Below are 23,948 nucleotides of genomic sequence, written 5' to 3'. Positions count from 1 at the left end.
CACCGACCGGACCCACCAGGTGAGCCGGGGTGAGCGGGCTGTGGCCCGCCCACCCCGGCAGTTGTCACTTCAGGCCGTTGTCGAGCGCCGTGATCAGGGCCCCGCCCGGCGTGTCACCGGACATCTCCCAGATCATCGTGCCCAGCAGGCCCTTGGACTTCACGTAGGCGGCCTTCTTCCCGATCGACCACGGGTCGTCGAAGGTCCACCACTGTCCACCGGCCGAGGTGTAGGCGTACGCCGACACCGACTGCTCGTCGTGCAGCACCGTCAGCCCCGGGAAGGTGGTCAGCAGGTTGTTGAACCCCCGCGTCCCCGCCTCCTCCGCGAACTGGCCCGGCGCCGCACCCGTCGCCGCCTGCCACTCGCCCTTCACCCCACCATCGGTGACGCCCTGCCAGCCCCGCCCGTAGAACGGCAGGCCGATGGTGAGCTTGCGCGGGTTGACCCCGGCGTTCAGGTAGGTCTGAACTGCCGTGTCGGTGCTGAACTTCACGCCGTACGGGTCCTGGGCGTCCGGGTAGAGGTTGGCCTGGTGGCCGGTCCGGTTCGGCTCCCAGGAGTTGTCGCTGCCGGCCCCGTGGAAGTCGTAGCCCTGGACGTTCGCGATGTCCAGGTAACCGAAGATCCTCGACAGGTCCCAGCCTTGGTCGATCTTCGCCGGGTCGGCGGGGGTGAAGGCGGTGAGCAGCCGGTGCGAACCGCCCAACGCGTCGAGCTGCTTCCTGAACTCGGCCAGCAGCGCAGTGTTGTTGGCCTTGTCGTTCGCGCTCCAGTGGTTCCCGGGATGACCGTCGGGCGAGCCCGGCCACTCCCAGTCCAGGTCGATGCCGTCGAAGATCCCGGCGGCCACGCCGTCACCGCCCGCGCCGTTGTAGACGGGCAGGTTGCCCTTGATCCAGACGTCGATGCAGGACTTGACGAACTTCTGCCGGGAGGCGTCGGTGGCGGCCACGTCGGAGAAGTACTTGGAGTAGGTCCAACCACCCAGCGAGACGACGACCTTGAGGTGCGGGTACTTGGCCTTGAGCTTCTTCAACTGGTTGAGGTTGCCCCGGAGTTTGCCCCAGCCGTCGTCGGCCACCCCGTCCACCGACTGGGCCGCGCTGAACGGCCGCCCGTAGTCGGCGTCCGCGTCACCGGCGCCGGTGCCCTGGTCGGGGTCCTGCGGGTTGGCGGTGGTGCCCTTGGTGACGCCGGCCAGGCAGGTCAGGTTGACCGGGTCGATGTTCTCGAAGGCGTAGTTGATGACGTCCAGCTTCGCAGCCGTGCCCGAGGTGTCCAGGTTCTTCACGAAGTACTGGCGTCCGTAGATGCCCCACTGGGTGAAGTAGCCGACCCGGGTGTACTTTCCGGCCCCGGCCAGGTCCCCGGTGGTCACGGTCAGCGCGGCCGACGGCGGTGACTGGTTGTCGACCGCGTCCCTCGCTCGCACCGTGAAGACGTAACTCGTCGCGGGCGCCAGCGAGTTCACCGTGACCGAGGTGCCGGTCACGCTCTGCACCGGCACGCCGCCCTGATAGACGTCGTACGAGACCACCCCCACGTTGTCGGTGGCCGCGTTCCAGGCCAGCGTGACGGCGGCCGAAGTGACGGTGGTGGCCCGCACGTTGGTCGGTGCCGTGGGCGGCACCGGGTCACTCGCCGGGTCGGTAGTGGTCACCGCGACCGCCGGACTCACCGGCCCGAGGTTGCCCCTGGCGTCCTTGGCCCGCACGGTCAGGCCGTACGCCGTGGCCGGGCTCAGCCCGGTCGCGGTGCCCGAGGTGCCGGTCGAAGTACCGACCACCGTCGTGCCGTTGAGGATCTCGTACGAGGCGACGGGGTAGTCCCCGGCACCGGCGGCGGCCCAGCTCAGCGCCACCGAGCGGGTCGTCACGGCGACCACCGACGGCTTCCCGGGGGCGCCGGGCGGTACGTCGGGGGTGCCGTCGCACTTGTCGCCGTTGACCGTACAGCCGGTGGGGGCGGCGATCGGGCCGGTGGCGACGAACCAGAAGCTGTAGGGCTCGGTGGTGCTCTTCGCGGCGACGGTGGCGTTGTAGTACGCGTTCCTGGCGACCACATGACGGCCGGTCACGGTCGCCTCGCCGTTGTAGCTGCTGCTGATGGTGACACCGGCCGGGAGGTCGAACTCCAGGGTCCAGCCGGTGACGGCGGTCGCGTTGTCGTTGCGGACCACCAGAGTGCCTTTCCACCACGAACCGTTGTCCGCCGAGCTGAACGCGGCGGTCAGCTTCCCGGCCGCGTGGGCGGGCGGGGCGGCGAGGGCGGTGAACGCGGCCACCGGCAGCAGCAGTGCGCCGAGCAGGGCGGGCAGCCGACGTCTGAGGTATCCGGACATGGTTCTCCTGTTGGTGTGGGGGTGCCTGACAGGTGGTTGCAGAACCGTGCGAGCCGTCCGGTCGGGGGGCGGCGGTTTTCCAGGTGCCGAGATTCGCAATGTAAGAGGACTGGACCAACGAGTCAACAGGTCCATACCATTTGGCGCGGTGCCGTCCTGCCGACGGGCCCGGTCCCAACCGGGCTCGCACTCCCATCGGCTGACGCACCGTCAGCGACGTACCACCCATCCCCCACTGGAGGTACTCCTTGCGAACCCGATCCCGGCTGCTCTCCGGCCTGGGCGCCACGGTCCTGGCCGCCGCAGCGGCCCTGACCGCCCCCACCACCGCGCAGGCCGCCAACCTGCTGACCAATCCCGGCTTCGAGACCGGCACACTCTCCGGCTGGTCCTGCACCGGCGGCCTCGGCTCCGTGGTGAGCAGCCCGGTGCACGGCGGCTCCAAGGCCCTGGCGGGGGCCGCGAGCGCGAGCGACAACGCCAAGTGCACCCAGACCGTCGCCGTCCAGCCCAACACCGCCTACACGCTGAGCGGTTGGGTCCGGGGCAGCTACGTCTACCTGGGCGTCACCGGCGGCTCCTCGACCTGGACGCCGTCCGCCACCGCCTACACCAAGCTCAGCGTCTCGTTCACCACCGGGGCGAGCCAGACCAGCGCCCAGATCTACCTGAACGGCTGGTACGGGCAGGGCACTTACTACGCCGACGACATCAGTCTGGACGGCCCGGGCGGCAGCAGCGACACCGTGGCGCCGACCGTCCCGGCCAACCTGGCCTCCACCGGCAAGACCTCCTCCACGGTCTCGCTCTCCTGGTCCGCCGCCACCGACAACGTCGGCGTCACCGCCTACGACGTCTACCGGGGCGGCACCCTGGCCACCACGGTCGGCGGCACCAGCACCTCGGCCACCGTCACCGGCCTCAGCCCCGCCACCGCCTACTCCTTCACCGTGAAGGCCCGGGACCTGGCGGGGAACGCCTCCGCCGCCTCCGCCGCGGTCTCGGTCACCACCGACAACGGGACTCCGCCGCCGCCCGGTTTCAAGCAGGCCGCGCCATACCTCTACCTCGGCTGGGGCGAGCCCCCGGCGCCCGCCACGGTGATGAGCGCGACCGGCGTCAAGTGGTTCACCATGGCGTTCATCCTGGCCCAGAACGGCTGCAACCCCAGCTGGGACAGCCAGCGTCCGCTGCTCGGCGGTGTCGACCAGTCCACCATCGCCGCGATCCGGGCGGCCGGCGGTGACGTCGTCCCGTCCATCGGCGGCTGGAGCGGCAACAAGCTCGGCCCGAACTGCTCGACCCCCGAGGCGCTGGCCGGTGCCTACCAGAAGGTGATCGACGCCTACGGTCTGAAGGCGATCGACGTGGACATCGAGAACACCGACGAGTTCGAGAACGCCACCGTCCAGGACCGGATCATCAACGCCCTGAAGATCGTCAAGAACAACAACCCTGGTCTGCGGACCATCCTCACCTTCGGCACCTCGACCACCGGGCCGACCTCCTGGGGCAACCGCCTGATCGAGCAGTCCAAGGCGCTGAACGCCAACATCGACGTCTTCACCATCATGCCGTTCGACTTCGGCGGCGGCGCCGACATGTACGGCAGCACCGTCAACGCGGCCGAGGGCCTCAAGACCAAGCTGAAGTCCGTCTTCGGCTGGGACGACGCGACCGCCTACGCCCACCTCGGAATCTCCGGTATGAACGGTGCCGTCACCCGCTCCGGGTGACGGCGGGCCTCACAGCTGCTCCACCCGGGGCGCCTCGGTGCTGACCACCCCGACCGCCGCACCGTGCCGCTCGTCCACCCAGTCCAGCAGATGCAGGTCGCCGTACCGGCCGCGCAGCGGCGAACCGTCCAACTCCAGTGCGGACAGGTCGATTTCGGTCAGCGTGTCCAGCGTGGTCCGCCCCAGCTTGACCATCGCCTCCTTGCGCACCCAGAGCCGCAGGAACGCCCGGTCCGGCTCGGCGTGCTCCCGGACCCGCCGCAACTCGCCCGCGCTGAGCACCCGTTCCATCACCTCGGCCGCCGTCCCCCGGGACGGCTGCTCGACGTCCACCCCGACCGGGTGCAGACCCGCCGCCGCGGCGACCACGCCCCGGCCGTGCGAGAGACTCACCTGCGCCTCCGGGTGCTCGGCCAGGTAGGGCTTGCCGTGGTCGTCCCGCGAGCAGTCCGGGCAGCGCTGAAGCAGCGTCAGCCCCGCCACCGGTCGGCCCAGCAGCCGGGCCGCGCACTCCCGTACCAGCAGGTGCGCCGCGACGAAGTCGGCCCGCGAGGACGCCAACCGGAACCGGTCGGCCCGGGTGCGCTCCAGGTCCGTCAGCAGGTGCTCCCCAAGGTCGGGCCGCGCCAGTACCTCTGCGCTGCCCGCCATCATCGCCAGCGGCGTCATCCGGTCCTCCACCCTCGCTGCGGTCCGGCCGAGCCTACCCTCACGCCTCCGCCCCCTTCTGCCGCCGGTAGTGCCTGGCCACCCGGGCGCGGTTCCCGCAGCGGGCCGCCGAGCACCACTGCCGCCGGGGGTTGACCGGCCGGAACAGCAGCACACAGTCCTCCGCCGCACACTCCCGGACGGCCGCCAGCTCCACCGGGTCGGCGATCAACTCGGCTACTGCGCCCGCCAGTTCGGCAGCCAGCCGGTCGGCCGTCCGACCCGCCCGGCGCTGCCGGTACGTCAGCTCCGCCCCGTCCAGGACCAGTTCCCCGACCACCGGCGCAGCACCCAGCGCGGCGTTCAGACCGGCCAGTACGGCCGTCGGCACCGGCTCACCGGCCCGCGCCCGGCCGACCGCCTCCGCCGCCAGCGCCCGCACCCCCCGGGCGGCCGCCAGCTCGGCGGCCCCGGCCTCGGCCGGATCGTCCACCAGCCCGCGCCCGGCCTGCAGCCGCAGCCAGGCCCGCAGCCCGGCCACCTCGGCCAGCAGGTCACCGTCGGCGGGGCGGGTGTTCAGCAGGTCCAGAGCCAGTGGCTCGCCGGTCAGCGCCTCATCCATGACCTAATGCTACGACAAACCCTTGACACGTTAGCCACTCTCGGCAAAACTAATGCCACAGCAACCACAGGAGGCATTAGCCATGATCGCCCGTATCCGCCACCGCCACCTCACCGTCGACGGCCTGCGGATTTTCTACCGCGAGAGCCTCCCGGCCGATCCCGACGCACCCGTGATGCTCCTGCTGCACGGCTTCCCGTCCGCCTCGCACCAGTACCGCCGCCTGATCGACGCTCTCGGCTCGCAGTACCGGCTGATCGCCCCGGACTACCCGGGCTTCGGCCACAGCGACGTCCCGGAGTCCAGCACCACCGGCGGCCCGTTCTCCTACACCTTCGACCGACTGGCCGACATCACCGAGAAGTTCACCGAGCAGCTCGGCCTGGACCGGTTCGTCCTGTACGCCTTCGACTTCGGCGCCCCGGTCGGCTTCCGGCTCGCCGCCCGCCACCCCGACCGGATCGCCGGGCTGGTGGTCCAGAACGGCAACGCCTACACCGACGGACTCTCCCCGATGGCCCGCGACTTCATCGCCCTGCGCCCCGAGACCCCCGGCGCCGAGGCCACCGTCCGCGGGCTGCTCACCCTCCCTGCCACCCGGGGCCAGTACGAGGGCGGCACCACCGACCCTGAGCTGATCGCCCCCGAGGGCTGGACGCTCGACCAGCACTTCCTGGACCAGCCTGGCCGCACCCAGCCCCAGTTGGACCTGGCCTTCGACTACCACAGCAACGTCGGCAAGTATCCGGTCTGGCAGCACTGGCTGCGCACCCACACCCCGCCGGCCCTCGTCCTCTGGGGCGCCAACGACGCCTTCTTCCCCGCGCCGGGCGCCCACGCCTACCTCCGCGACCTGCCCGCCGCCGAGCTGCACCTCTTCGACACCGGCCACTTCGCCCTGGAGGACCACCTCCCGGAGATCGCCCCGCTGATCGCCGACTTCCTGGACCGGACCTGGAAGCCCTGACGGGACGTCAGCAAGACGTCAGCACCGTGACCGGCTCCCGGCCCGCGACCAGCCGCCCCTCCCGGACGTAGCCCTCCTCCCGGCCCGTCAGCTCCTCGACCAACAACCCCCGCAGCTCGGCCAGTTGAGCCAACCCGTCCCCCGCCAGGTCCCGCAGCTCCCCGGGATCGGCGACCAGGTCGAAGAGCTGCTCCACGCCCTCCCCCGACAGTCAGACGTACTTCCACCGCCCCGTCGCGATCCACTGCAGGGACTGCCCCAGCAGGGCGTGCTCGCCGTGCAGGTACTCCCGCACCGGGCCCGCCCCCTCCCCGCGCGCCCAGGGCAGCAGGCTGCGCCCTTCCACACCGCCGGGCACCTCGACTCCCGCGCACTCCAGCAGAGTCGGCATCACGTCCCGCAGTTCCACCACCTCCTCGCAGACCACTCCCCCGCCGACCCCAGGTCCGGCCAGCAGCAGCGGCACCCGGGCCGAGCCCTCGTACGGGTAGCCCTTGCGGAACAGCCCGTGCTCCCCGAGCATCTCGCCGTGGTCCGAGGTGAACGCGACCACCGTGCGCGTCGTGCCCACCCGCACCGCGCTCCCTCGCCCACGGCCCGTAGTCGTCGTACTCGGCCGGCTCCCGCCGCCGGTCGTACGACCAGTGCAGGTAGCCGTCGTGCAGCAGGACGTCGTCGAAGCCCAGCCGGGCCCGCTCCGGCCAGACGTGCATCTTGCCGACCGCCTGGGTGTGGTAACCCGCCGCCCGGAACGTCCCCAGCAGAGTGACCGGGTGACCGGCTGCCGACAGGGCGTCCCCCCGCCACTGGTCGGCGCAGATCAGCACCACGTTCCTGGCCTCGGGCATCGCGGTTTCCTCCGGTGTTTCGCGTGATCCTAGACCCGGCTCGGCGGGACCGACCGGCCCGTGTCATCCCAGCCGAGCCGGGTAGGCGTACACCGAGCAAGGAGGTCGACACCATGCCCAGTCAGCGCACCCAGGGGCCGGTGGGAATGACCATCCCGGTGCCCCCGAACCCCGATACCCGTCCACCCATCCCCGACCCCCTGCCGGACCCGGCGCCGCCACCGTTCCCCGACCCCAACCCGCAGCCGTACCCGACGCCGGTCCCGGAGCCGCCCATGGGTCACCTCGCCTGACCCGGCCCGACCCGACCCGACCGAGGGAGCGCATGAGGCCGCGCTACCCCGGGGTGCAACCGAGCTCGCGCTCCGCCCTCGACACCCCGGCCGAATCACCTCTGGCCCGGCGCCACCAGGCCCACTGAAACGTGCTCGAACTACTGACCATAATTCATCTGCTTTCCACAGCAATGAGCTTCGGAAATTTCCGCTACGCTGCGCCAGTCATTACGGGCGAGCAAGGCCGGACCGGTGGATGCAGAGTCGACGCTCTTCTCAATTTTCACGCCCGCGGGCCGGGAAAATCCCTACCCCGCGCTGGCCGAGCTCAGGCGCACCGCCCCGCTGTATTACAGTGCGACGATCGGCTCGCATTTCCTGACCAGATTCGCCGACTGCCAATCTGTGTTGGCCAATCCCGAATTCCTGGTCCCGGATCTGCAATGGTGTGTGCGCGAAGTCCAGGACTGGCGGGACCACCCCGCTGCGGAGTTCTTCTACACCTCGATGCTCGCGACCAACGGGGCCGCCCACGACCGGCTCCGCCGCCTGGTGGTCCGGGATTTCAGCGCCCGCCGGATCGCCGCGCTGGGCGGGGCGGTGGAGAAGATCACCGCCGAACTGCTGGACTCCTTCGCCGACGCGACCTCCTCGGGAGGCGACGCCGACTTCCAGGAGTTGGTGGCCTCGCCGCTCCCCGTGGCGGTGGTCGGCGAGCTGATCGGGGTGCCCCGCGCGGACCAGGGCCGGTTCCGCCGGCTCGGCGAGGACGCCGGACGGCTGCTGGAGCCGGTCCGCACCCCGGCCGACTGGGCCCGCGCCGACCGGGCGGTCACCGCCCTGCGGGAGTACTTCACCGCCCTGCTGCGCGAACGCCGCGCCCGTCCCGCCGACGACCTCGCCTCCACCCTGGTCGCGCTGCACGGCACCGAAGAAGCCGCCGAAGACACCTCGGGAGACCCTGACCTGACGGAGCGTGAGCTCGTCGACACCCTGATCCTGGTCTTCGTGGCCGGCTTCGAGACCACCACCGGGATGCTCGGCCTGACGGTGTTCGCCCTGCTCACCCACCCCGACCAGTGGGCCCTGCTCCGGCAGCGGCCCGAGCTCGTCCCGGCCGCCCTCGAGGAGTCGCTGCGCTGGGACACCCCGATCCCGATGACCGAACGGATCGCCACCCGGCCGGTGGAGGTCGGCGGCGTCCTGCTTCCCGCCGGGGCGAGCGTGATCACCGTCCTGGCGGCGGCCAACCGTGATCCCGCCTGGCACCCCGACCCGGACACCTTCACCGTACGGCGTCCGGAGATCCGGGTGCTCAGCTTCAGCGCGGGAGCGCACTACTGCCTCGGCGCCGCACTGGCCCGCCTGGAGGGCGCCGCCCTGCTGCACCAACTACTGGACCGTTTCCCGGGGTTGACCCTGTCGGGACAGCCACCCACCCGGCGCAGCGGCGCCGGCCTGCGGGCCTTCGAGCACCTCCCGCTGGCCCGCGCGAGGTAACGCAGCGTCCGGCGCCAGGCCCTACCCACTACTCCGCCCCGAAGGGATCACCCGTGAACTTCCTGCACCGCGAACGCGCCACTCTGGAGACCTTCATGCCCGGGCTGGACGCAGCCCTGGCCGCCCAGCCGCTGGAGCGGCTGGAATCCGCGCCCAGCCCGGCGATCCAGGCCTTCCGGGCAGCCGGCGGCCCCGCCCTGCTGGTCCCCACCCGGCACGCCGGCTCGGGCGCGACGCCGCTGCAGGCCGTCCGGGTGCAGCGCGCCATCGGTGCCCGCTGCCCCTCCCTGGCGGTGGCCACCACGATGCACCACTTCTCGGTCGCGGGCCTGGTCCGGGCGGCGGACGGCAGCGGGCCGGAGGGAGCACTGCTGACCGCGATCGCCCGGGACGGCCTGCTGCTGGCCTCCGGCTTCGCGGAGGGCCGGGCCGGACAGAACATCCTCAAGCCGCACATCACCGCGCAGCGCCGGGGCGAGCGGGTGGTACTGAACGGCAGCAAGATGCCGTGCAGCCTCTCCCGCTCGATGGACCTGCTGACCGCCTCGGTCACCATCACCGACCAGGACGGTGTCGAGCGGCTGGCCGTCGCGCTGATTCCCGCGCAGTCCCCCGGGATCGAGGTCAGACCGTTCTGGCGGACGCCGATCCTGGCCGGGGCGGAGAGCGACGAGGTGGTGCTCACCGAGGTCGAGGTCGACCTGGAGATGGTGGTCCTGACCGAGGTCACCGCCGACGCCGTGCCCGACGCGCTCAACGTGGCCGGGTTCCTCTGGTTCGAGCTGCTGCTGACGGCCGGTTACCTCGGGGTGGCCAGCGCCCTGGTGGAACGCGTGCTGGCCCGGCCCGGCAGCGGGGCCGACGACCCGAGCACGTACCTGGTGGACATCGAGGCCGCGATGCTCGCGGTCGAGGCGGTGGCCCGCGCGATGGCGGACGAGGAGTGGACCGACACCCTGCTGGTCGCCGCACTGACCGCCCGGTACTCGGCCCAGGACGCCATCGCCCGCACCACCAGGACCTGTCTGGCCGCGCTCGGCGGGATGGCCTTCGTCAGCTCCTCCGACGGCAGCTACCTGGCCTCGGCCGCCGCCGGACTCACCTTCCACCCCCCGGCCCGCGGCCGGATGGCCGGACCGCTGCGGGACTTCCTCGACGGCCGCCCGCTGCGGATCGGCTGACCACGGTGACCCGGCCGGACGGATACCGGGTCGAGGTGGTCCGCAGCATCGAGCTGCTGCCCGCCCCGCTCTGGGAGAAGCTCGCCCCACCGGACGACCCGATGTGGTCGCGCGCCGTCCTGCTCGCCATGGAGCGCGGCCGGATCGGTCCTGACGGCTTCGCGTACCTGGTGCTGCGTCAGGGCACGGAGCTGGTCGCGGTGCTGCCGCTCTGCCTGTTCCGGAACCTGTGGCTGGACGACGTGGTCGGCCCGCGCGAGCGCCGGCTGCTGGCACCGGTGCGCCGCCTGTTCCCCCGGCTGCTGCGGGTACCGATGCTGTTCTGCGGCCACCTCCTCGGTCAGGGGCACGTCCTGACGCCGGATCGGCTCCCGCCCGAGGCGGTGCCTCCGCTGGTGGCCGCCGTACTCGACCTGGCCCGGCGCGAAGGGCTCGGCACCGTGGTGTTCAAGGACTTCGCCCCGGCCGAACTCGCCGGACTGCACCCGGCCCTGGCCACGGCCGGCTTCTTCTTCCTGCCCAGCCTGCCGGACACCGAACTCCGGCTCGGCCAGGGCTCGTTCGAGGACTACCTGGCCGGGCTCCCGGCCAAGCCCCGGCGGAACGCCCGGAGCAAGATCCGCCGCGCCGCGGCCTGGCCCGGGCTGCGGACCGAGGTGCTCGACGACTTCGCCGACCTGCTCCCCGAGATGCTCGCGCTGTACCGGCAGGTGATGGCCCGGGCCGACCAGACCCTGGACGTACTGGACGCCTCGTTCCTGGCCGCCGTCCAGGCCGGCGACCCGGCCGGGCGGCGGCTGGTGGCCTGCTTCGAGCACGGGCGGCTGGTCGCCTTCCTGCTCTGCTTCTTCGAGGGCACCGGCGCCACCGGTGCCCGGATCGGCCTTGACTACCGGATCGCCCACGACGCCGGGCTCTACCACGCCGTGCACCACGCGGCGATCCGGCTGGCGATCGACTCCGGCTGCCGGCAGATCCGGTTCGCCCAGACCGCGTACCAGCCCAAGCTGGAGCTCGGCTGCGAGCTGGTCGAGCAGTGCTACGCGATGACCCATCTCCGCCCGCTGCCAAGGGCGTTGCTCCGCCGGGTACTGCCTCCCGCGCTGACCTCCGCACTCACCGAAGCGCTCGGCCCGCACGCCGCCACGTTCACCACCGCGTTCGCTGCCGACCACGACCAGAAGGGGTTCTCCCATGCCACGCGTTGAAGTGGAACTGCCCATCGCGGTACCGCCCGACACCGTCTGGGCGGCGGTGGTGGACGTGGAGCGCTACCCGCACTGCATGGCGAGCGTCGACTCGGTGGAGATCACCGAGCAGTCCGACCCGTGGCACCGCACCACCGCCTGGTCGGTCCGGCTGCAGGGCTCGGTGCTGCGCTGGACCGAGGCCGAGGTGATCGACCCGGCCGCCCGCCGCTTCGACTTTCGCCAACTCACCGGCGATCTCGGCGAGTTCGTCGGCCACTGGGCGGTCGACGCCGCCCCGGGCGGCAGTCTGGTGACCCTGCACGCGGACTTCGACATCGGCATCCCGCTGCTCGCCGAGATGCTCAACCCGATCGCGGCGCAGGCCCTGCGGGAGAACGCCGAGGAGATGCTGGCCGCCCTCCGGCGACAGCTCGCACCGCTCAACAGCCGGCGCACGGACCAGCCGCTGCACCCGGCGGCGGCCAAGTGACCACCGCCACCGAGGTGTTCGACCAGCTGCGCCGCCATCTCTCCCCCAAACTCGCGCTGACCGGCAGCTTCGCCGGCCGGGGCGCGGTGGAGGCCACGGCCGACGGCGTCCGGGTGACCCTCTCCGACGGCCGCTCGGTCCTGGACTTCGGCTCCTACGCGGTCACCCTGCTCGGCCACCGGCACCCCGAGGTGGTGGCCGCCGTCCGCCACCAGCTCGACACCATGCCGACCGCGACCCGCAGCCTGGCCAACCCGGTGACCGCCCGCGCGGCCGACTGCCTGGCCGGCCACCTGGGCGGCACGCTGCCCAAGGTCTACTTCGGGCTGAACGGCGCCGACGTGGTGGAGGTGGCGGTCAAGCTGGCCCGGCTCGCCACCGGCCGGGACCGGGTGATCGCGGTGCGCGGGGGCTTCCACGGGAAGTCGCTCGGCGCGCTCGCCCTGACGCACAGTCCGCTCTACCGGATCGGCCTGCAGGGCTGCGCCGTGGATGTCGTGCACATCGACCCGGACGACCCGGAGGCCGTCGCCAGGGAGCTGGCCACCGGCCCGGCGGCCGCCCTGGTCTTCGAGCCCGTCCAGGGCGAGAACGGCGCCGTCCCGCTGCGGACCGACGTCCTGCGGCGCTGGTGCGCGGACGCCGGGCAGCACGGCACCCTGGTGATCGCCGACGAGATCCAGTGCGGCCTGCGCCGCTGCGGGGAGCCCTCGGTCGCGCTGGCCGAGGGCCTGCCGGTGGACGGCGTGCTGCTCGGCAAACCGCTGGGCGGCGGCGTGGTCCCGCTCTCCGCCCTGGTCTGCTCCGAGCGGCTGTACGCCCCGCTGGCCGCTGACCCGTTCCTGCACTCCGCCACCTTCGGCGGCCACCCGCTGAGCTGCGCCGCCCTGCCCGCCGCCCTCCACGCGATCGAACAACTCGCCGGGCACGGGCGGCTGTTGTCCACCCTCCTGGACACCGGCCTGGACCGGCTCCGGAGCCGCCACCCGGACACCGTCCGCGCCGTACCCGGCCGGGGCCTGCTGCGCGGCCTCGACCTGGTCTCGCCCGCCACCGCCGGGGCGGTGGTGGTCGAACTCGCCGCCCGGGGCCTGCTGGTGTCGCCCTGCCTGGGCCGCCCCACCACCGTCCGGCTGCTGCCGCCCCTGGTCAGCACCGAGGCGGACCTGGCCGAGGCGCTCGACATCCTCGACGCCGCGATCGCCGCCGCACCGACCCCCTGACCCACCATCGGAAGGAACCAAACACATGCCCACCCGCGAGGAACTGGCCCTGACGGTCAGGACGACCATCTCGGACGTACTCGGCACCGGGATCGAGGAGATCCAGGAGCGCACCAGCCTGCTGGCCGACCACGGCATCGACAGCCTGGAGCTGATGGAGATCGGCGCCCGGCTGGAACGCGCCCTGACCCTGCGGATCGCGGTCGAGGACCTGACGAGCGCTCAGGACGTCGGCCACGCCATCGACCTGCTGTCGGCCCGGACGGTCGGGTGCCCGTGACCGCCCACCCCTCCGGCGGCCACCGGGTCGCGGTGACCGGCATCGGCATCAAGTCCCCGGCCGGCAACGACCTGGAGCAGGCGTACGAGAGCGTGCTCAAGGCCCGGTCCACCGCCACCCTGGTCGACCACCTGATCGAGCAGGACCTGCCGGTGCACTTCGCCTGCCTGGTCCCGCCGTTCGACGTCGACGCGTACGTCACCCGCCGGGTGGCCCGGCAGGTCGACCGGGCCACCGTCCTGCTGCTCTGCGCCGCCGCCGACGCGGTCGACCAGGCCGCCCTGACCACGCTGACCGGCCCGACCGGCCTGGCACCCGACCGGATCGGCGTCCAGATCGGCACCGGTATCGGCGGTCTGCCCAGCATGGAGGAGGTCACCCTCAGCCACGGGACCCGGCCCCGGGAGATGCCGGTGCACACCGTGCCCCGGACCATGGCCAACTCGGCCGCCTGCCGGCTGGCCCTGCGCTACGGCTTCCAGGGCGCCTGCACCACCTACTCCTCGGCCTGCGCCAGCGGAACCACCGCGATCGGCGAGGCGGCCCGCCGGATCCGCTACGGCGAGCTGGACGCAGCGGTGGCCGGGGGCGTCGACTCCTCGGTCAGCACCGTCGTGGTCGGCGCCTTCGCCCGAATGCGGTCGATGTCCGTCCGCAACGACGAACCCGAGCTGGCCAGCCGCCCGTTCGACACCGACCGGGACGGCTTCGTGATGGCCGAGGGCGCCGCCGTCCTGGTGCTCGAACGCTGGGACCTGGCCGTCGCCCGGGGCGCCGCCATCCACGGCGAGGTGGCCGGGTACGCCGACAACTGCGACGCCTTCCATATCGTCGCCCCGCGCGAGGACGGCGAGGTGGCCGCCCGKTGCATGCACCGGGCGATCACCGATGCCGGCCTCGCCCCGGCCGACATCGGGCACGTCAACGCACACGGCACCTCGACGCTGCTCAACGACCGCGCCGAGGCCCGCGCGATCGACCGCTGCTTCGACGGCCAGTCGCCACCGGTCACCGCCCTCAAGGGCGTCACCGGCCACCTGATCGGCGGCTCGGGCGCCCTGGAGGCCGCACTCGCCCTGCTCTGCGCGGGCCGCGGTGTGGTCCCGCCGATCGCCAACCTCACCACCAGTCCCGAGGCCGACCTGGTCGACCTCGTGACGACCGTCCCCCGCGCGGTCCGGCCCGCGCCGGTGCTCTCCAACTCCTTCGGCTTCGGCGGCCAGAACGCCTGCCTGGTCCTCACCCCGACCGCCTGAACCCCGGCCACCTGAACCCCAGTCACCTGACACTCCACCAGAAACGACGACATGCGAATCCTTCTGACCGGCGCCACCGGTGTGGTCGGCACCGAGGTCGCCGACCTGCTGCAGACCTCCGGGCACACGCTCGTCCAGGTCGCCCGACGCCCCACCGCCGACGCCCCGGTGAGCTGGCACCTCGGCGCCGAGCCCCCGCCCGCCGCGCTGACCGGCCACTGGGACGTGATCGTGCACGCGGCGGCCAGCACCCGCTGGACCCTCACCCGTGAGCAGGCGGTCGACGCCAACCTCGCCCCCTTGCGGGCGGTGCTCGGCCTGGCCGACCGGGACACCCACCTGGTCCACGTGTCCACCGCCTACGTCGGCGGCACCCGCAACCCCGAGGATCTCCGGGGCGCCGAGTTCGAGGGCTACCGCAACGGCTACGAGTGGTCCAAGGCCCGCGGCGAGGACCTGGTCCGAACCGACCATCCCGGCGCCCTGACGGTCGTTCGGCCGCCCCTGGTGGTGGGCCGCCGGCCGGACGGGCGGATCGCCCGGTTCTCCGGTCCGTACACCATCCTGCAGGCCCTGGTCTCAGGCTTGGCCGCCGTGGTGGTCGGCGACCCCGGTGGCTTCGCTGAGATCAGCCCGGTCGACCAGGTCGCCGCGGTGATCGCCGACGCCGCCCTCGGCGATCCGCCGCCAGTCCCCAGGACCGAGGTGATCGCCGCCGGACCGGCCTGCCTGACCCTGACCGCCCTGCTCGACGTCATCTGCGACACCCTCAACGAGTACCGGGCCCGGCACGGCGTCCCGCCGATCGAACGGCCGCCGCTGGTCCCGGTCGAGAGCTGGAACCGCTTCTTCCTCCCGCTCGCCGACCAGCACCTCTCGCCGTTCCAGACCCAGGCCGTCAGACTGCTCGCGATGTTCCAGAGCTACACCGCCATGACCGAACCCTTCACCCCCACCCACCAGGTCACCGACCCCGCCGCCGTGATGGCGACCGCCGTCCGCCACTGGGCCGACCGCAAACCCCGGCTCGCCCTCGCCCGCCCCGAACCCTGGACGCTGCTGGCCGCCTCGGCCTGACCACCGCCCGCCCCGACCCGTCCTGCCCCGATCTCACCCCGCCTCTCCCCGGAGCGCCCCGCGCCCGTTAGCCTCCCTCCGTGCACAAAACAGCGAAGCAGAAGCAGATCCTGGCGGTCTGCCTGGCCGGTGGCTTCACCACCATGCTGGACAACTCCGTCCTCAACATCGCCATCCCGGCGCTCCGCAGCACACTCCACGCCGACTCCACCCAGATCCAGTGGATCGTCGCGGGCTACTCCCTCGCCTTCGGCCTCGCCCTGATCCCCGGCGGCCGCCTCGGCGACCTGCGCGGCCGCAAGCCGTTCTTCGTCGCCGGGATCGCGCTCTTCGTGGGCGCCGGACTGCTCGCCGCCACCGCCACCACCCCCTGGCTGCTGGTGGCGGTCCGCCTCCTCCAGGGCGCCGGCGCCGGGCTGGTGAACTCCCAGATGATCGGCACCCTCCAGGACGTCTTCACCGGCCCCGCCCGCACCCGTGCCCTCGGCCTCTACCAGGTGACCTGCGCCGTCGCGATCGCCCTCGGCCCGCCCCTCGGCGGCGCCCTGATCGCGCTGGCCGGGCCCGACTGGGGCTGGCGCCTCGCCTTCCTGGTCAGCGCGCCGTCCGGTCTGGCCACCCTTCTCCTGGCGATCCGTCACCTGCCCACACCCACCCCCCGCAGCACCACCGTGCGCACCACCCTGGACCCGCTCGGCCTCCTGCTGACCGCCGCCATCACCGTCACCGTGATGCTCCCGTTCGTCCAGCCCGCCGCCCCCGGCACCAAGATCGCACTGGGCGTCGCCGCGCTGGCCCTCACCGGCCTGCTGGTCGCCTGGCAGCGGCACTACGCCGCGACCGGCCGCCAGCCGCTGATCCACCCGGCGCTGCCCCGCTCGGCGCCGTACACCCTGGGCACGCTCACCGCGATGTGCCAGTTCGGCGCCGCGCTGGCCGCCGGTCTGGTGCTGGTGATGTTCCTCCAGGACGGCCTCGGCCTCTCCCCGCTCGCCGCCTCCGCCGTGACCCTGCCGTCCGCGCTGGCGATGGCGGTGGTCTCGTCCTTCGCCTGGCGGGCGGTGCAGCGGTTCGGCCGGCACGTGGTGCCGCTCGGCCTGGGGCTGGGGATCGGCGCCCTGCTGCTCGGCGGCCTGGCCGCGCTGTACGCCCCGTCCGGCTGGGTCCCGGCGCTGCTCGCCCTCGGCCAGCTCTGCACCGGCGCCGCCACCGGTCTGTCCATCTCCCCCAACCAGGCCCAGGTGCTCCGGTACGCCCCGGCGGAGGCCGCCGGGGTCGCGGGCGGCATCCTGCAGATGTCCCAGCGGATCGCCGCCGCCGTCGGCATCTCCGCGATCTCGGGCATCTACCTGAACAGCTCGGCCGCCACCCCGAACACCGCCTTCTTCCACGCCACCCTCGCCTGCCTGGCGGTCGCGACGCTCTCCCTCGTCCTCGCGCTGCTGGCCAACCGGAGCGCCCGGCGCTCGGAGCACGAAGCCTCGACCGTGACCGACCGTCAGGTCAGTGGGAGTCGCAGAGGCTCTTGAGCGTCTTGATGTCGCCGTTCATCTCGGCGACCACCGCGTTGTAGTCGCCGCCGACCATGCCCGTCAGGATGAATCCCAACTCCTGGAACCCCTGTGCCAGCCGCGTGATGATCGAATAGACCCCGCCCGTAGCACTCAGGCTCGCGCTCATCATGCCGTCGCGCGCCTCCTGCGCAGCGGCGATCCGGCTCCCCTTGGTCGTCCCGACGACCTTGTTGTACCTGTCCAGCACAGCGTCCGCCGGGTCGCAGCCACCCGGGCGGACGGCCGGCAGCGCCGGGGCGGGCATCGGCACCACCACCGAACGAGTCGGTTTCGGTGTCGGCGTCGGCGTCGGCGAGAGGGTCGGCGTGGGCTCCGGCTCAGGGGTGGGCGACGGAGTCGGTGAAGGCGTCGGAGTCGGAGTTGGCGAGGGCGAAGGCAAGGGCGGCGGGCTCGACCAGGTGGAGACGACGGGCACCGGTGCCGGGGCCGCCGGAGGACTCGGCGGCACCACGTACGCGAGCACCGCCACGGCAGTGGCCAGGGCCCCCGCGACGGCCGCCACCGCTGTCCAGTTCGTACTGTTCGTACCGCCCGAGGACGCCCCGTCACCGTCCGGCCGGTCCGATCCGCTGTCCGTCATACGCTCATCGTGACGCAGCACACCGACACCGGTCCATGCTGCCGATCCTGAACTCCAAGGCCCCTGGTCACCGCCCGGAGTTCAGCTCCTGAGCCACCGTCAGCCCACTGCCAGCGCCACCCGTACCGCCTCGGCCACCGGCTCCGCTCCGGCGGTCAGCTCCAGCGTCCGGCCGACCGCCGCCGGGGTGTCCAGCAGCTCCCGGAGCACCAGGGCGACATCGTCCCGCGGCACCGGGGCGAACGGCAGCGTCGGCACGGCCAGCCGGACGAAGCCACTGCCCGGCTCGTCCATCAGCGGTCCCGGCCGCAGGATCGTCCAGCCGATGTCCCGGGGCCGCAGGTCGGCCTCCGCCGCGCCCTTGGCCCGCAGGTAGTCGGTGAACTCCTGGTCCATCCCCGCCGCCCCGGCGCGCTCGATGCCCATCGTGCTGATCATCAGATACCTGGGCACCCCGGCCAGTTCGGCCGCGTCGGCGAAGAGTACGGCCGCGCCCCGGTCGACCGAGTCCTTGCGGGTGCTGCCGCTCCCCGGCCCGGCACCGGCTGCGAAGACCACCGCGTCCACGCCGCTGAGGCCGCCCGCCAGGTCCTCCAGGGAGACCGTCTCCAGATCGCACACCACTCCCCGGGCACCCACCCGGGCCAGGTCGTCGAGCTGCCCGGCCGACCGGACCAGCCCCTCCACCGAGTCACCGCGCTCGGCGAGCAGCTGCTCCAGCCGAAGCGCGATCTTGCCATGCCCACCAGCGATCACCACATGCATGTCCCCGACGCTAACGCCGCCGCACAGCCGCCGCACCACGGGGCACGACCGACACGCCGGTGGGCGGCCGCGCCTGCGCGCCACCGCCCACCGCGCCGTCCGGCCCGTCAGTTGGCCGGAGCCTTCTTCCGCAGGATCTCCACGAACGCCCGCATCCACCCCGGGTGGTCCGGCCAGGCCCGGGCCGAGACCAGCACGCCGTCGACCACCGCGTCACCGTCCTCGTACGTGGCGCCGCCCGCCACCACGTCCAGCTCGAGCGCGGGGTAGGCGGCCGTCCGACGCCCCGTCAGCGCGCCGCCCGGCAGGCTGAGCAGCGGGCCGTGGCAGATCTGCGCGACCGGCTTGTCCAGCTCGAAGAAGTGCGCCACGATCCGCCGCGCCTCCGGGTCGTTGCGCAGGTACTCGGGCGCCCGGCCGCCGGGGATCACCAGCGCCACGTACTCGGCCGGGTCGACGTCGGCGAAGGCCACGTCGGCCGGCCAGCAGTAGCCCGCCTTCTCGGTGTACGTGTCGAAGCCCGGCACGAAGTCGTGCACCACGAACTGCAGGGTCTTCTTCGTCGGGGCCGCGAGCACCACCTCGTACCCCTCCTCCAGCAGCCGCTGGTAGGGGTAGAGCACCTCCAGCGACTCCGCCGCGTCCCCCGTGACGATCAGTACCTTCGCCGCCATCCCGACCCCTCTCTCAACTGCCGACCTGCCTTCGCCGCCCACCCTGCCGCCCGCGCTCGACGCACCGCCAGGAACGCCGTCGATCACGCCCCACCAATGCCCCAGTGCGCCCCCGCGCGCCCCGTGCGCCCACCGCCTATGGTCGACAGCAGACCCAGCCGGCCGCCCGCCCGGAGGAGCGCCCGCCATGCCCTACTCGCTGCCCGTCGAGGCCACCACCGTCGCCAACCTCCGCGACCTGGGCGGCGTCCCGCTGCCCGGCGGACGGACCGTCAGGTCCGGGCTGGCGTTCCGCTCCGGACAGCTCGACCGGCTCGCCCCCGCGACCGACCCGGCGTTCGCCGCGCTCGGTGTCCGCACCGTGGTCGACCTGCGCACCGCGGCCGAACGCAGCGCCCGGCCCGACCGGCTCCCGCCCGCCACCGACCTGATCGTGGCGGACGTGCTCGCCGACGCGATGAGCGCCGGCGCCGCCTCCAAGCTCGGCACCGTGATGACCGATCCGGCCGCCGCCAACCGGCTGCTCGGCGACGGCCGCGCCGAGCAGGCGCTGATCTCCGACTACCAGGCCTTCGTCACCAGCGCCTCCGGCCGGGCGGCGTACCGCCTGCTGCTCACCGAACTCGCCCACACCACCGACCCGTTGCTCTTCCACTGCACGGCCGGCAAGGACCGCACCGGCTGGGGCGCGGCCCTCCTGCTGCTCCTGCTCGGCGCCGACCCGGCCACCGTCCGGGACGAGTACCTGGCCGTGAACCCGGCCGTCCGGGCCGCCTTCGCACCGGTGATCACCGCCTTCACCGACGCGGGCGGCGACCCCGCGATCACCGAGGCGCTGCTCACCGTCCGGCCCGCCTACCTCGCGGCCGCACTGGAGACCCTCGCCGACGGGTGGGGCGACCCCGAGAAGTACGCCCGGACCGCACTCGGCCTCGACGACGCCACCCTGGCCGCCCTGCACGACCGGTTCGCCGCCTGAGCCACCGGCGCTGACGGCCCGTCGGCGCGACTGTGTCGGTTTGACGTTCTTGGCATCCCGGGGATACCTGTCCATGACAAATCCTTGCGAGGCTCCGACCAGTCCGTCCACCCGCTGGACACCCCTTCCCCGGTGTGGACACCCCCCACCGGAGGTCCCGTGTCCCTCGATCTGCAGCCGACCGCCACGGCCCGCTCCGACTTCGGCGCCCGGTTACGCCACTGGCGCCTGCTCCGCGGGCTCAGCCAGGCCGAGCTCGGCCGACGGCTCGGCTACGACGACTCGCACATCAGCCGGGTGGAGAACACCCGGCGTTGGCCACCGGCCGGGATGGCCGAGCGGCTCGATGAACTCCTGGACACCGCCGGCGAGTTGACCGCACTCTGGCCACAGGTGGAGCGCGAGCGCCGCCGGCTGGCGCAGTACGGCCGGCCGGTCACCGCCGCCCCGGGCCCGGAGGCCCTGGAGCAGCTGCTGACCGCCTACCGCACCGCCGCCCACGCCGTCGGCGGCCACGCCCTGGTGGACGTACTGGAGCAGCACACCCGGCTGGCGGCCCGTCAGCAGCGCACCGCCCCCTCGGCCGAACGGGCCCGGCTCGGCTCGCTCGCCGCCCGCTACGCCGAACTCGCGGGCTGGGCCCGGTTCGACCGCCTGGAGTACGGCCGCGCTCTCGCCTGGTACGACTGCGGCCGGGAGTGGGCCGCCGCTGCGGGCGACCCGGCGGGGGTGGCACTGCTGCTGGCCCGGCAGAGCGCGGTGCACTGGGCCTGCGGGCACTCGGCCGCCGCGATCGGCTCCGCCGGTGCCTCGTTCGAGCAGGCGGGCCTGGCCGGCGGGCCCGCCGCCCAGGCCCGCGCACTGCTGGCCAGGGCCAGGGGCCACGCACTGGCCGCCGACCGCCGGGAGGCCGAGCGGGCCCTGGAGCAGGCCGCTCGGCTGACCGAGGCCGAGCCGACCGCCGAGGCCAGGACCCGCCTGCTGCTGGTGCACGGCACCTGCCACCGCGACCTGGCCGTCCGGACCGGCCGCCGCGTCCACGCCCGGCTGGCCACCGCAGGCCTGGACGAGGCGCTGATCCGGCTGCCGCTCGAACAGCAGCACTACCGCGCCCTGGTGACGGCCCGGCTGGCCGGCGCGCACGTCTGGGCCGGACGTCCGGAGGCGGCCACCACCGTGCTGGCCCGGGTGTCGGCGGCCGCCCAGGGCCGGGTCGCACTGGAGCGCCGCCAGTCCGAGCGCTGGCTGTCCCGGCACAACAGGTGACGGCCCCTCCGCCTCGATCGCGGAGGGGCCGTACCGACCACCGGGTCAGAGCGTCGCGGCCGCCGCCGTGATCGCCGCGGCGTACGTGCTCACCTGGGTGTAGACGCCGGGCAGGCCGGGCCGGGCGCAGCCCTCGCCCCAGCTGACGATCCCGACCTGGATCCAGTTGTTCGCGGAGTCCCGGCGGAACATCGGGCCGCCCGAGTCGCCCTGGCAGGTGTCCACCCCGCCGTTGGCCAGGTTGCCCGCGCAGAGCGAGGCGCCGGTGACCAGGCCGGGGTAGGCCGAGGCGCAGTTCGCGTCGCTGACGAACGGGACCGCCGCCTTCAGCAGGTACCGCTGCTGGCCACCGCCCTCGGTGGCGGCGCCCCAGCCCGCCACCGTGAAGGTGCCACTGTCGTAGGCGGTGCTGCCCGCGATCGGCAGCGTGGTCACGGCGGTGCCGGTGACCGGCGAGGCGAGCTTGATCAGGGCCCAGTCCTTGCCGTTCTCGGCGCCGGTGAACCCGGGCGCCCGGTAGACCTTGCTGGACCTGATCTTTATCGCGCTGGTGCTGTTCAGGTCCACCACGCCCATGGTCGCGGTGATGCTGGTGGTGTTCCCGCTGGCGCCGACACAGTGCGCGGCGGTCAGCACGATCTGCTTGGTGAGCAGCGCGCCGCCGCAGCCCATCGACAGCCGGACCATGAACGGGAACTCGCCCTGCGCGGCCCGGGTGCCGCCGACCACACTCGGGGTGACCTCCCCGGCCTGGGCAGGCAGCACCATGGTGCCGGTCGCGAGCAGGGCACCCGCCGCGAGCGTGGTCCACCGGGTAAGTTGACGCTTCATCAGGTTCCTCCGAAGTGGGGGTCGGGAGGCCCCCAGCTTCGTTGTCTGAACACCGTCAGCGGCAGGGGCGGGGACCTGCCACCGGGAACTGGCAGAAGCCCGGCCGACAGCGGAGGATCAGGGCGTGGACACCGAAACCCCGGTCGAGCTCAGGCTCGGCACCGCCCGTGGCCGCTGGGTGCTCGCGGCGACCGCACTCGGCTCGGGCATGGCGATGCTCGACGGCACGGTGGTGAACGTCGCGCTCCCGACCATCGGCGCCGACCTGGGCGCCTCGATGGCCCAGCTGCAGTGGACGGTCAACGCCTACCTGCTCACGCTGGCCGGGCTGATCCTGCTCGGCGGCTCACTCGGCGACCGCTACGGCCGCCGCCGGGTCTTCCTGATCGGCGTCGGCTGGTTCGCGCTGGCCTCCGCACTCTGCGCCTTCACGCCGAACATCGAGCTGCTGATCGCCGCGCGAGCTCTCCAGGGCGTCGGCGGCGCCCTCCTGACGCCCGGTTCGCTGGCCATGCTGCAGGCCTCGTTCCACCCGGACGACCGCTCCGGCGCGGTCGGCTTCTGGTCCGGCCTCGGCGGCGTCGGCGCGGCCGCCGGTCCCTTCCTCGGCGGCTGGCTGGTCGAGGGCCCGGGCTGGCGCTGGGTCTTCCTGCTCAACCTACCGCTGGCGGCCCTGGTGACCGCCGTGACGGTCCGTCATGTCCCGGAGACCCGCGACGAGGCCGCCACCGGCCGGTTCGACGTGACCGGCGCCGTCCTCGCCGCCCTGTCCCTGGCCGGCGTCACCTACGCGCTGACCGCCGGGCTGCACGGCCTGTCCCTGCTCTACGGCGCGGCCGGCCTGCTGCTGGGCGTGGCCTTCGTCCTGGTGGAACGGCGCAGCGCCGAGCCGATGATGCCGCTCTCGCTCTTCTCGTCCCGGCTGTTCTCGGCCGTCAACCTGGTCACGCTCTGCGTGTACGCGGCGTTCAGCGGGATCTTCCTGCTGCTGATGGTGCAGCTGCAGACCGTCTCGGGCTTCGCCCCACTGACCGCCGGGGTCGCGCTGCTGCCGATCACGCTGCTGATGCTCGCCTTCTCCGGCCGTGCGGGCCGCTTCGGCCACCGGGTCGGCCCCCGGATCCCGCTCACCCTCGGCCCGTTGATCTGCACGGCCGGTGTCCTGCTGCTGCTCCGGATCGGCCCCGGGGCCTCCTACTGGACCGACGTGCTGCCCGCCGCCACCGTGCTCGGCTCCGGCATGACCCTGCTGGTCGCCCCGCTCACCGCCACCGTGCTGGCCGCCGTCGAGGTCCGGCACGCCGGTATCGCCAGCGGCGTCAACAACGCCGCCGCCCGCGCCGCGGGCCTGCTCGCCGTGGCCGCCCTCCCCGCGCTGGCCGGTCTCACCGGCGACGCCTACCTCGACCCGGTCCAGGTCGACCACGCCTTCCACACCTCGATGCTGGTCTGCGCCGGCCTGCTCGCCCTGGGGGCACTGGTCTCGCTGCTCACCATCCCGCGCACCGCCCTCGAACCGGAGCACCCGACCGCGGCCCCGGCCTGCGAGTGGTACTGCGACGGCACGGTCCCGCCGATCGACTCGGGGCCTGACAGCACCGCGTAGGACCCCGCCCGGGTCATCCCCGTACACCCGGGCGGG

At 73.0% G+C, this 23,948-nt stretch carries 23 protein-coding genes; 14 read left to right on the top strand and 9 right to left on the bottom strand.

What is annotated here, in order from left to right; all coding sequences use genetic code 11:
- Positions 1-64: 64 nt before the first annotated feature.
- On the bottom strand, positions 65-2,344 hold the full coding sequence (locus ACXJMZ_RS12085) for a glycosyl hydrolase family 18 protein (protein ID WP_457030003.1): 2,280 nt from the start codon (positions 2,342-2,344) through the stop codon (positions 65-67).
- Positions 2,345-2,592: 248 nt separating this feature from the next.
- Between ACXJMZ_RS12085 and ACXJMZ_RS12080 the strand changes: the two genes are divergently transcribed.
- Positions 2,593-4,080: a carbohydrate binding domain-containing protein gene (locus tag ACXJMZ_RS12080; RefSeq protein WP_457030002.1), complete on the top strand. Its 1,488-nt coding sequence runs from the start codon at positions 2,593-2,595 to the stop codon at positions 4,078-4,080.
- 9 nt (positions 4,081-4,089) lie between these two features.
- Here ACXJMZ_RS12080 and ACXJMZ_RS12075 read toward each other — a convergent pair whose 3' ends face one another.
- Both ACXJMZ_RS12075 and ACXJMZ_RS12070 read right to left on the bottom strand, forming a co-directional pair.
- On the bottom strand, positions 4,090-4,749 hold the full coding sequence (locus tag ACXJMZ_RS12075) for a 4'-phosphopantetheinyl transferase family protein (protein WP_457030001.1): 660 nt from the start codon (positions 4,747-4,749) through the stop codon (positions 4,090-4,092).
- 40 nt (positions 4,750-4,789) lie between these two features.
- A complete protein-coding gene (locus ACXJMZ_RS12070) occupies positions 4,790-5,350 on the bottom strand; it encodes a CGNR zinc finger domain-containing protein (protein WP_457030000.1) in 561 nt (186 codons plus the stop codon).
- Between the two features lie 82 nt (positions 5,351-5,432).
- Between ACXJMZ_RS12070 and ACXJMZ_RS12065 the strand changes: the two genes are divergently transcribed.
- Complete coding sequence (locus tag ACXJMZ_RS12065; protein ID WP_457029999.1) at positions 5,433-6,317, top strand: alpha/beta fold hydrolase; 885 nt, start codon at positions 5,433-5,435, stop codon at positions 6,315-6,317.
- 7 nt (positions 6,318-6,324) lie between these two features.
- On the opposite strand, the gene ACXJMZ_RS12060 is transcribed toward ACXJMZ_RS12065, so the two are convergent.
- Both ACXJMZ_RS12060 and ACXJMZ_RS12055 read right to left on the bottom strand, forming a co-directional pair.
- The gene (locus ACXJMZ_RS12060; RefSeq protein WP_457029998.1) at positions 6,325-6,513 is read right to left on the bottom strand and encodes a hypothetical protein; all 189 of its coding nucleotides are present in this window, start codon (positions 6,511-6,513) and stop codon (positions 6,325-6,327) included.
- Positions 6,514-6,528: 15 nt separating this feature from the next.
- A complete protein-coding gene (locus tag ACXJMZ_RS12055) occupies positions 6,529-6,888 on the bottom strand; it encodes a sulfatase/phosphatase domain-containing protein (RefSeq protein WP_457029997.1) in 360 nt (119 codons plus the stop codon).
- 1,002 nt (positions 6,889-7,890) lie between these two features.
- On the opposite strand from ACXJMZ_RS12055, the gene ACXJMZ_RS12050 reads away from it, so the two are divergent.
- From ACXJMZ_RS12050 to ACXJMZ_RS12010, 9 genes are all read left to right on the top strand, one after another.
- Positions 7,891-8,940, top strand: a complete 1,050-nt coding sequence (locus ACXJMZ_RS12050) for a cytochrome P450 (RefSeq protein ID WP_457029996.1) — start codon at positions 7,891-7,893, stop codon at positions 8,938-8,940.
- 53 nt (positions 8,941-8,993) lie between these two features.
- Positions 8,994-10,121, top strand: coding sequence for an acyl-CoA dehydrogenase family protein (locus ACXJMZ_RS12045; protein WP_457029995.1), 1,128 nt, complete (start codon positions 8,994-8,996; stop codon positions 10,119-10,121).
- 5 nt (positions 10,122-10,126) lie between these two features.
- Positions 10,127-11,329 (top strand): GNAT family N-acetyltransferase, encoded by a 1,203-nt coding sequence (locus ACXJMZ_RS12040; protein ID WP_457029994.1) that lies wholly within the window; start codon positions 10,127-10,129, stop codon positions 11,327-11,329.
- Positions 11,316-11,801: a type II toxin-antitoxin system RatA family toxin gene (locus tag ACXJMZ_RS12035; protein ID WP_457029993.1), complete on the top strand. Its 486-nt coding sequence runs from the start codon at positions 11,316-11,318 to the stop codon at positions 11,799-11,801. Before ACXJMZ_RS12040 ends, ACXJMZ_RS12035 begins: the two co-directional genes overlap by 14 nt.
- Entirely contained in the window at positions 11,798-13,024 is a 1,227-nt protein-coding gene (locus ACXJMZ_RS12030) for an aspartate aminotransferase family protein (RefSeq protein ID WP_457029992.1), read from the top strand. Before ACXJMZ_RS12035 ends, ACXJMZ_RS12030 begins: the two co-directional genes overlap by 4 nt.
- A 25-nt stretch (positions 13,025-13,049) precedes the next feature.
- Positions 13,050-13,304, top strand: a complete 255-nt coding sequence (locus ACXJMZ_RS12025; protein WP_457029991.1) for an acyl carrier protein — start codon at positions 13,050-13,052, stop codon at positions 13,302-13,304.
- Entirely contained in the window at positions 13,295-14,560 is a 1,266-nt protein-coding gene (locus ACXJMZ_RS12020; protein WP_457029990.1) for a beta-ketoacyl-[acyl-carrier-protein] synthase family protein, read from the top strand. The genes ACXJMZ_RS12025 and ACXJMZ_RS12020 overlap by 10 nt, the downstream gene beginning before the upstream one ends.
- A gap of 51 nt (positions 14,561-14,611) precedes the next feature.
- The gene (locus ACXJMZ_RS12015; RefSeq protein ID WP_457029989.1) at positions 14,612-15,637 is read left to right on the top strand and encodes an SDR family oxidoreductase; all 1,026 of its coding nucleotides are present in this window, start codon (positions 14,612-14,614) and stop codon (positions 15,635-15,637) included.
- Between the two features lie 80 nt (positions 15,638-15,717).
- Positions 15,718-17,166: an MFS transporter gene (locus ACXJMZ_RS12010; protein WP_457029988.1), complete on the top strand. Its 1,449-nt coding sequence runs from the start codon at positions 15,718-15,720 to the stop codon at positions 17,164-17,166.
- Here ACXJMZ_RS12010 and ACXJMZ_RS12005 read toward each other — a convergent pair.
- The 3 genes from ACXJMZ_RS12005 to ACXJMZ_RS11995 all read right to left on the bottom strand — a co-directional run bounded on the left by ACXJMZ_RS12005 (position 17,141) and on the right by ACXJMZ_RS11995 (position 19,230).
- On the bottom strand, positions 17,141-17,467 hold the full coding sequence (locus ACXJMZ_RS12005) for a hypothetical protein (RefSeq protein ID WP_457029987.1): 327 nt from the start codon (positions 17,465-17,467) through the stop codon (positions 17,141-17,143). The genes ACXJMZ_RS12010 and ACXJMZ_RS12005 overlap by 26 nt on opposite strands.
- 423 nt (positions 17,468-17,890) lie before the next feature.
- Entirely contained in the window at positions 17,891-18,556 is a 666-nt protein-coding gene (locus ACXJMZ_RS12000; protein ID WP_457029986.1) for an SDR family oxidoreductase, read from the bottom strand.
- Between the two features lie 107 nt (positions 18,557-18,663).
- Positions 18,664-19,230 (bottom strand): DJ-1/PfpI family protein, encoded by a 567-nt coding sequence (locus tag ACXJMZ_RS11995; protein ID WP_057235105.1) that lies wholly within the window; start codon positions 19,228-19,230, stop codon positions 18,664-18,666.
- Between the two features lie 187 nt (positions 19,231-19,417).
- Between ACXJMZ_RS11995 and ACXJMZ_RS11990 the strand changes: the two genes are divergently transcribed.
- Both ACXJMZ_RS11990 and ACXJMZ_RS11985 read left to right on the top strand, forming a co-directional pair.
- A complete protein-coding gene (locus tag ACXJMZ_RS11990) occupies positions 19,418-20,209 on the top strand; it encodes a tyrosine-protein phosphatase (RefSeq protein ID WP_457029985.1) in 792 nt (263 codons plus the stop codon).
- A 159-nt stretch (positions 20,210-20,368) separates the two neighbouring features.
- Positions 20,369-21,475 carry a helix-turn-helix domain-containing protein gene (locus ACXJMZ_RS11985; protein ID WP_457029984.1) on the top strand — a complete coding sequence of 369 codons (1,107 nt, stop codon included), beginning with the start codon at positions 20,369-20,371 and terminating at the stop codon, positions 21,473-21,475.
- 45 nt (positions 21,476-21,520) lie between these two features.
- Here the strand turns inward: ACXJMZ_RS11985 and ACXJMZ_RS11980 are convergent, their stop codons facing one another.
- Positions 21,521-22,306, bottom strand: a complete 786-nt coding sequence (locus ACXJMZ_RS11980) for a S1 family peptidase (protein WP_457029983.1) — start codon at positions 22,304-22,306, stop codon at positions 21,521-21,523.
- Positions 22,307-22,430: 124 nt separating this feature from the next.
- Here ACXJMZ_RS11980 and ACXJMZ_RS11975 point away from each other — a divergent pair, with 124 nt between their 5' ends.
- A complete protein-coding gene (locus tag ACXJMZ_RS11975; protein WP_457029982.1) occupies positions 22,431-23,912 on the top strand; it encodes an MFS transporter in 1,482 nt (493 codons plus the stop codon).
- Positions 23,913-23,948: the final 36 nt, after the last annotated feature.

The organism is Kitasatospora sp. P5_F3 (assembly GCF_054049135.1).
The sequence above is the reverse complement of the archived record's forward strand: the minus strand, read 5'-3'. Positions and strand labels throughout refer to the sequence as shown.

Bases quoted from the DNA above. Each gene is read 5' to 3' on its own strand.
- ACXJMZ_RS12065 (WP_457029999.1), top strand. From the start codon at position 5,433: ATGATCGCCCGTATCCGCCACCGCCACCTCACCGTCGACGGCCTGCGG.
- ACXJMZ_RS11990 (WP_457029985.1), top strand. From the start codon at position 19,418: ATGCCCTACTCGCTGCCCGTCGAGGCCACCACCGTCGCCAACCTCCGC.
- ACXJMZ_RS12070 (WP_457030000.1), bottom strand. From the start codon at position 5,350: ATGGATGAGGCGCTGACCGGCGAGCCACTGGCTCTGGACCTGCTGAAC.
- ACXJMZ_RS12000 (WP_457029986.1), bottom strand. From the start codon at position 18,556: ATGCATGTGGTGATCGCTGGTGGGCATGGCAAGATCGCGCTTCGGCTG.
- ACXJMZ_RS11980 (WP_457029983.1), bottom strand. From the start codon at position 22,306: ATGAAGCGTCAACTTACCCGGTGGACCACGCTCGCGGCGGGTGCCCTG.
- ACXJMZ_RS12085 (WP_457030003.1), bottom strand. From the start codon at position 2,344: ATGTCCGGATACCTCAGACGTCGGCTGCCCGCCCTGCTCGGCGCACTG.
- ACXJMZ_RS12015 (WP_457029989.1), top strand. From the start codon at position 14,612: ATGCGAATCCTTCTGACCGGCGCCACCGGTGTGGTCGGCACCGAGGTC.
- ACXJMZ_RS12035 (WP_457029993.1), top strand. From the start codon at position 11,316: ATGCCACGCGTTGAAGTGGAACTGCCCATCGCGGTACCGCCCGACACC.
- ACXJMZ_RS11995 (WP_057235105.1), bottom strand. From the start codon at position 19,230: ATGGCGGCGAAGGTACTGATCGTCACGGGGGACGCGGCGGAGTCGCTG.
- ACXJMZ_RS12075 (WP_457030001.1), bottom strand. From the start codon at position 4,749: ATGACGCCGCTGGCGATGATGGCGGGCAGCGCAGAGGTACTGGCGCGG.
- ACXJMZ_RS12025 (WP_457029991.1), top strand. From the start codon at position 13,050: ATGCCCACCCGCGAGGAACTGGCCCTGACGGTCAGGACGACCATCTCG.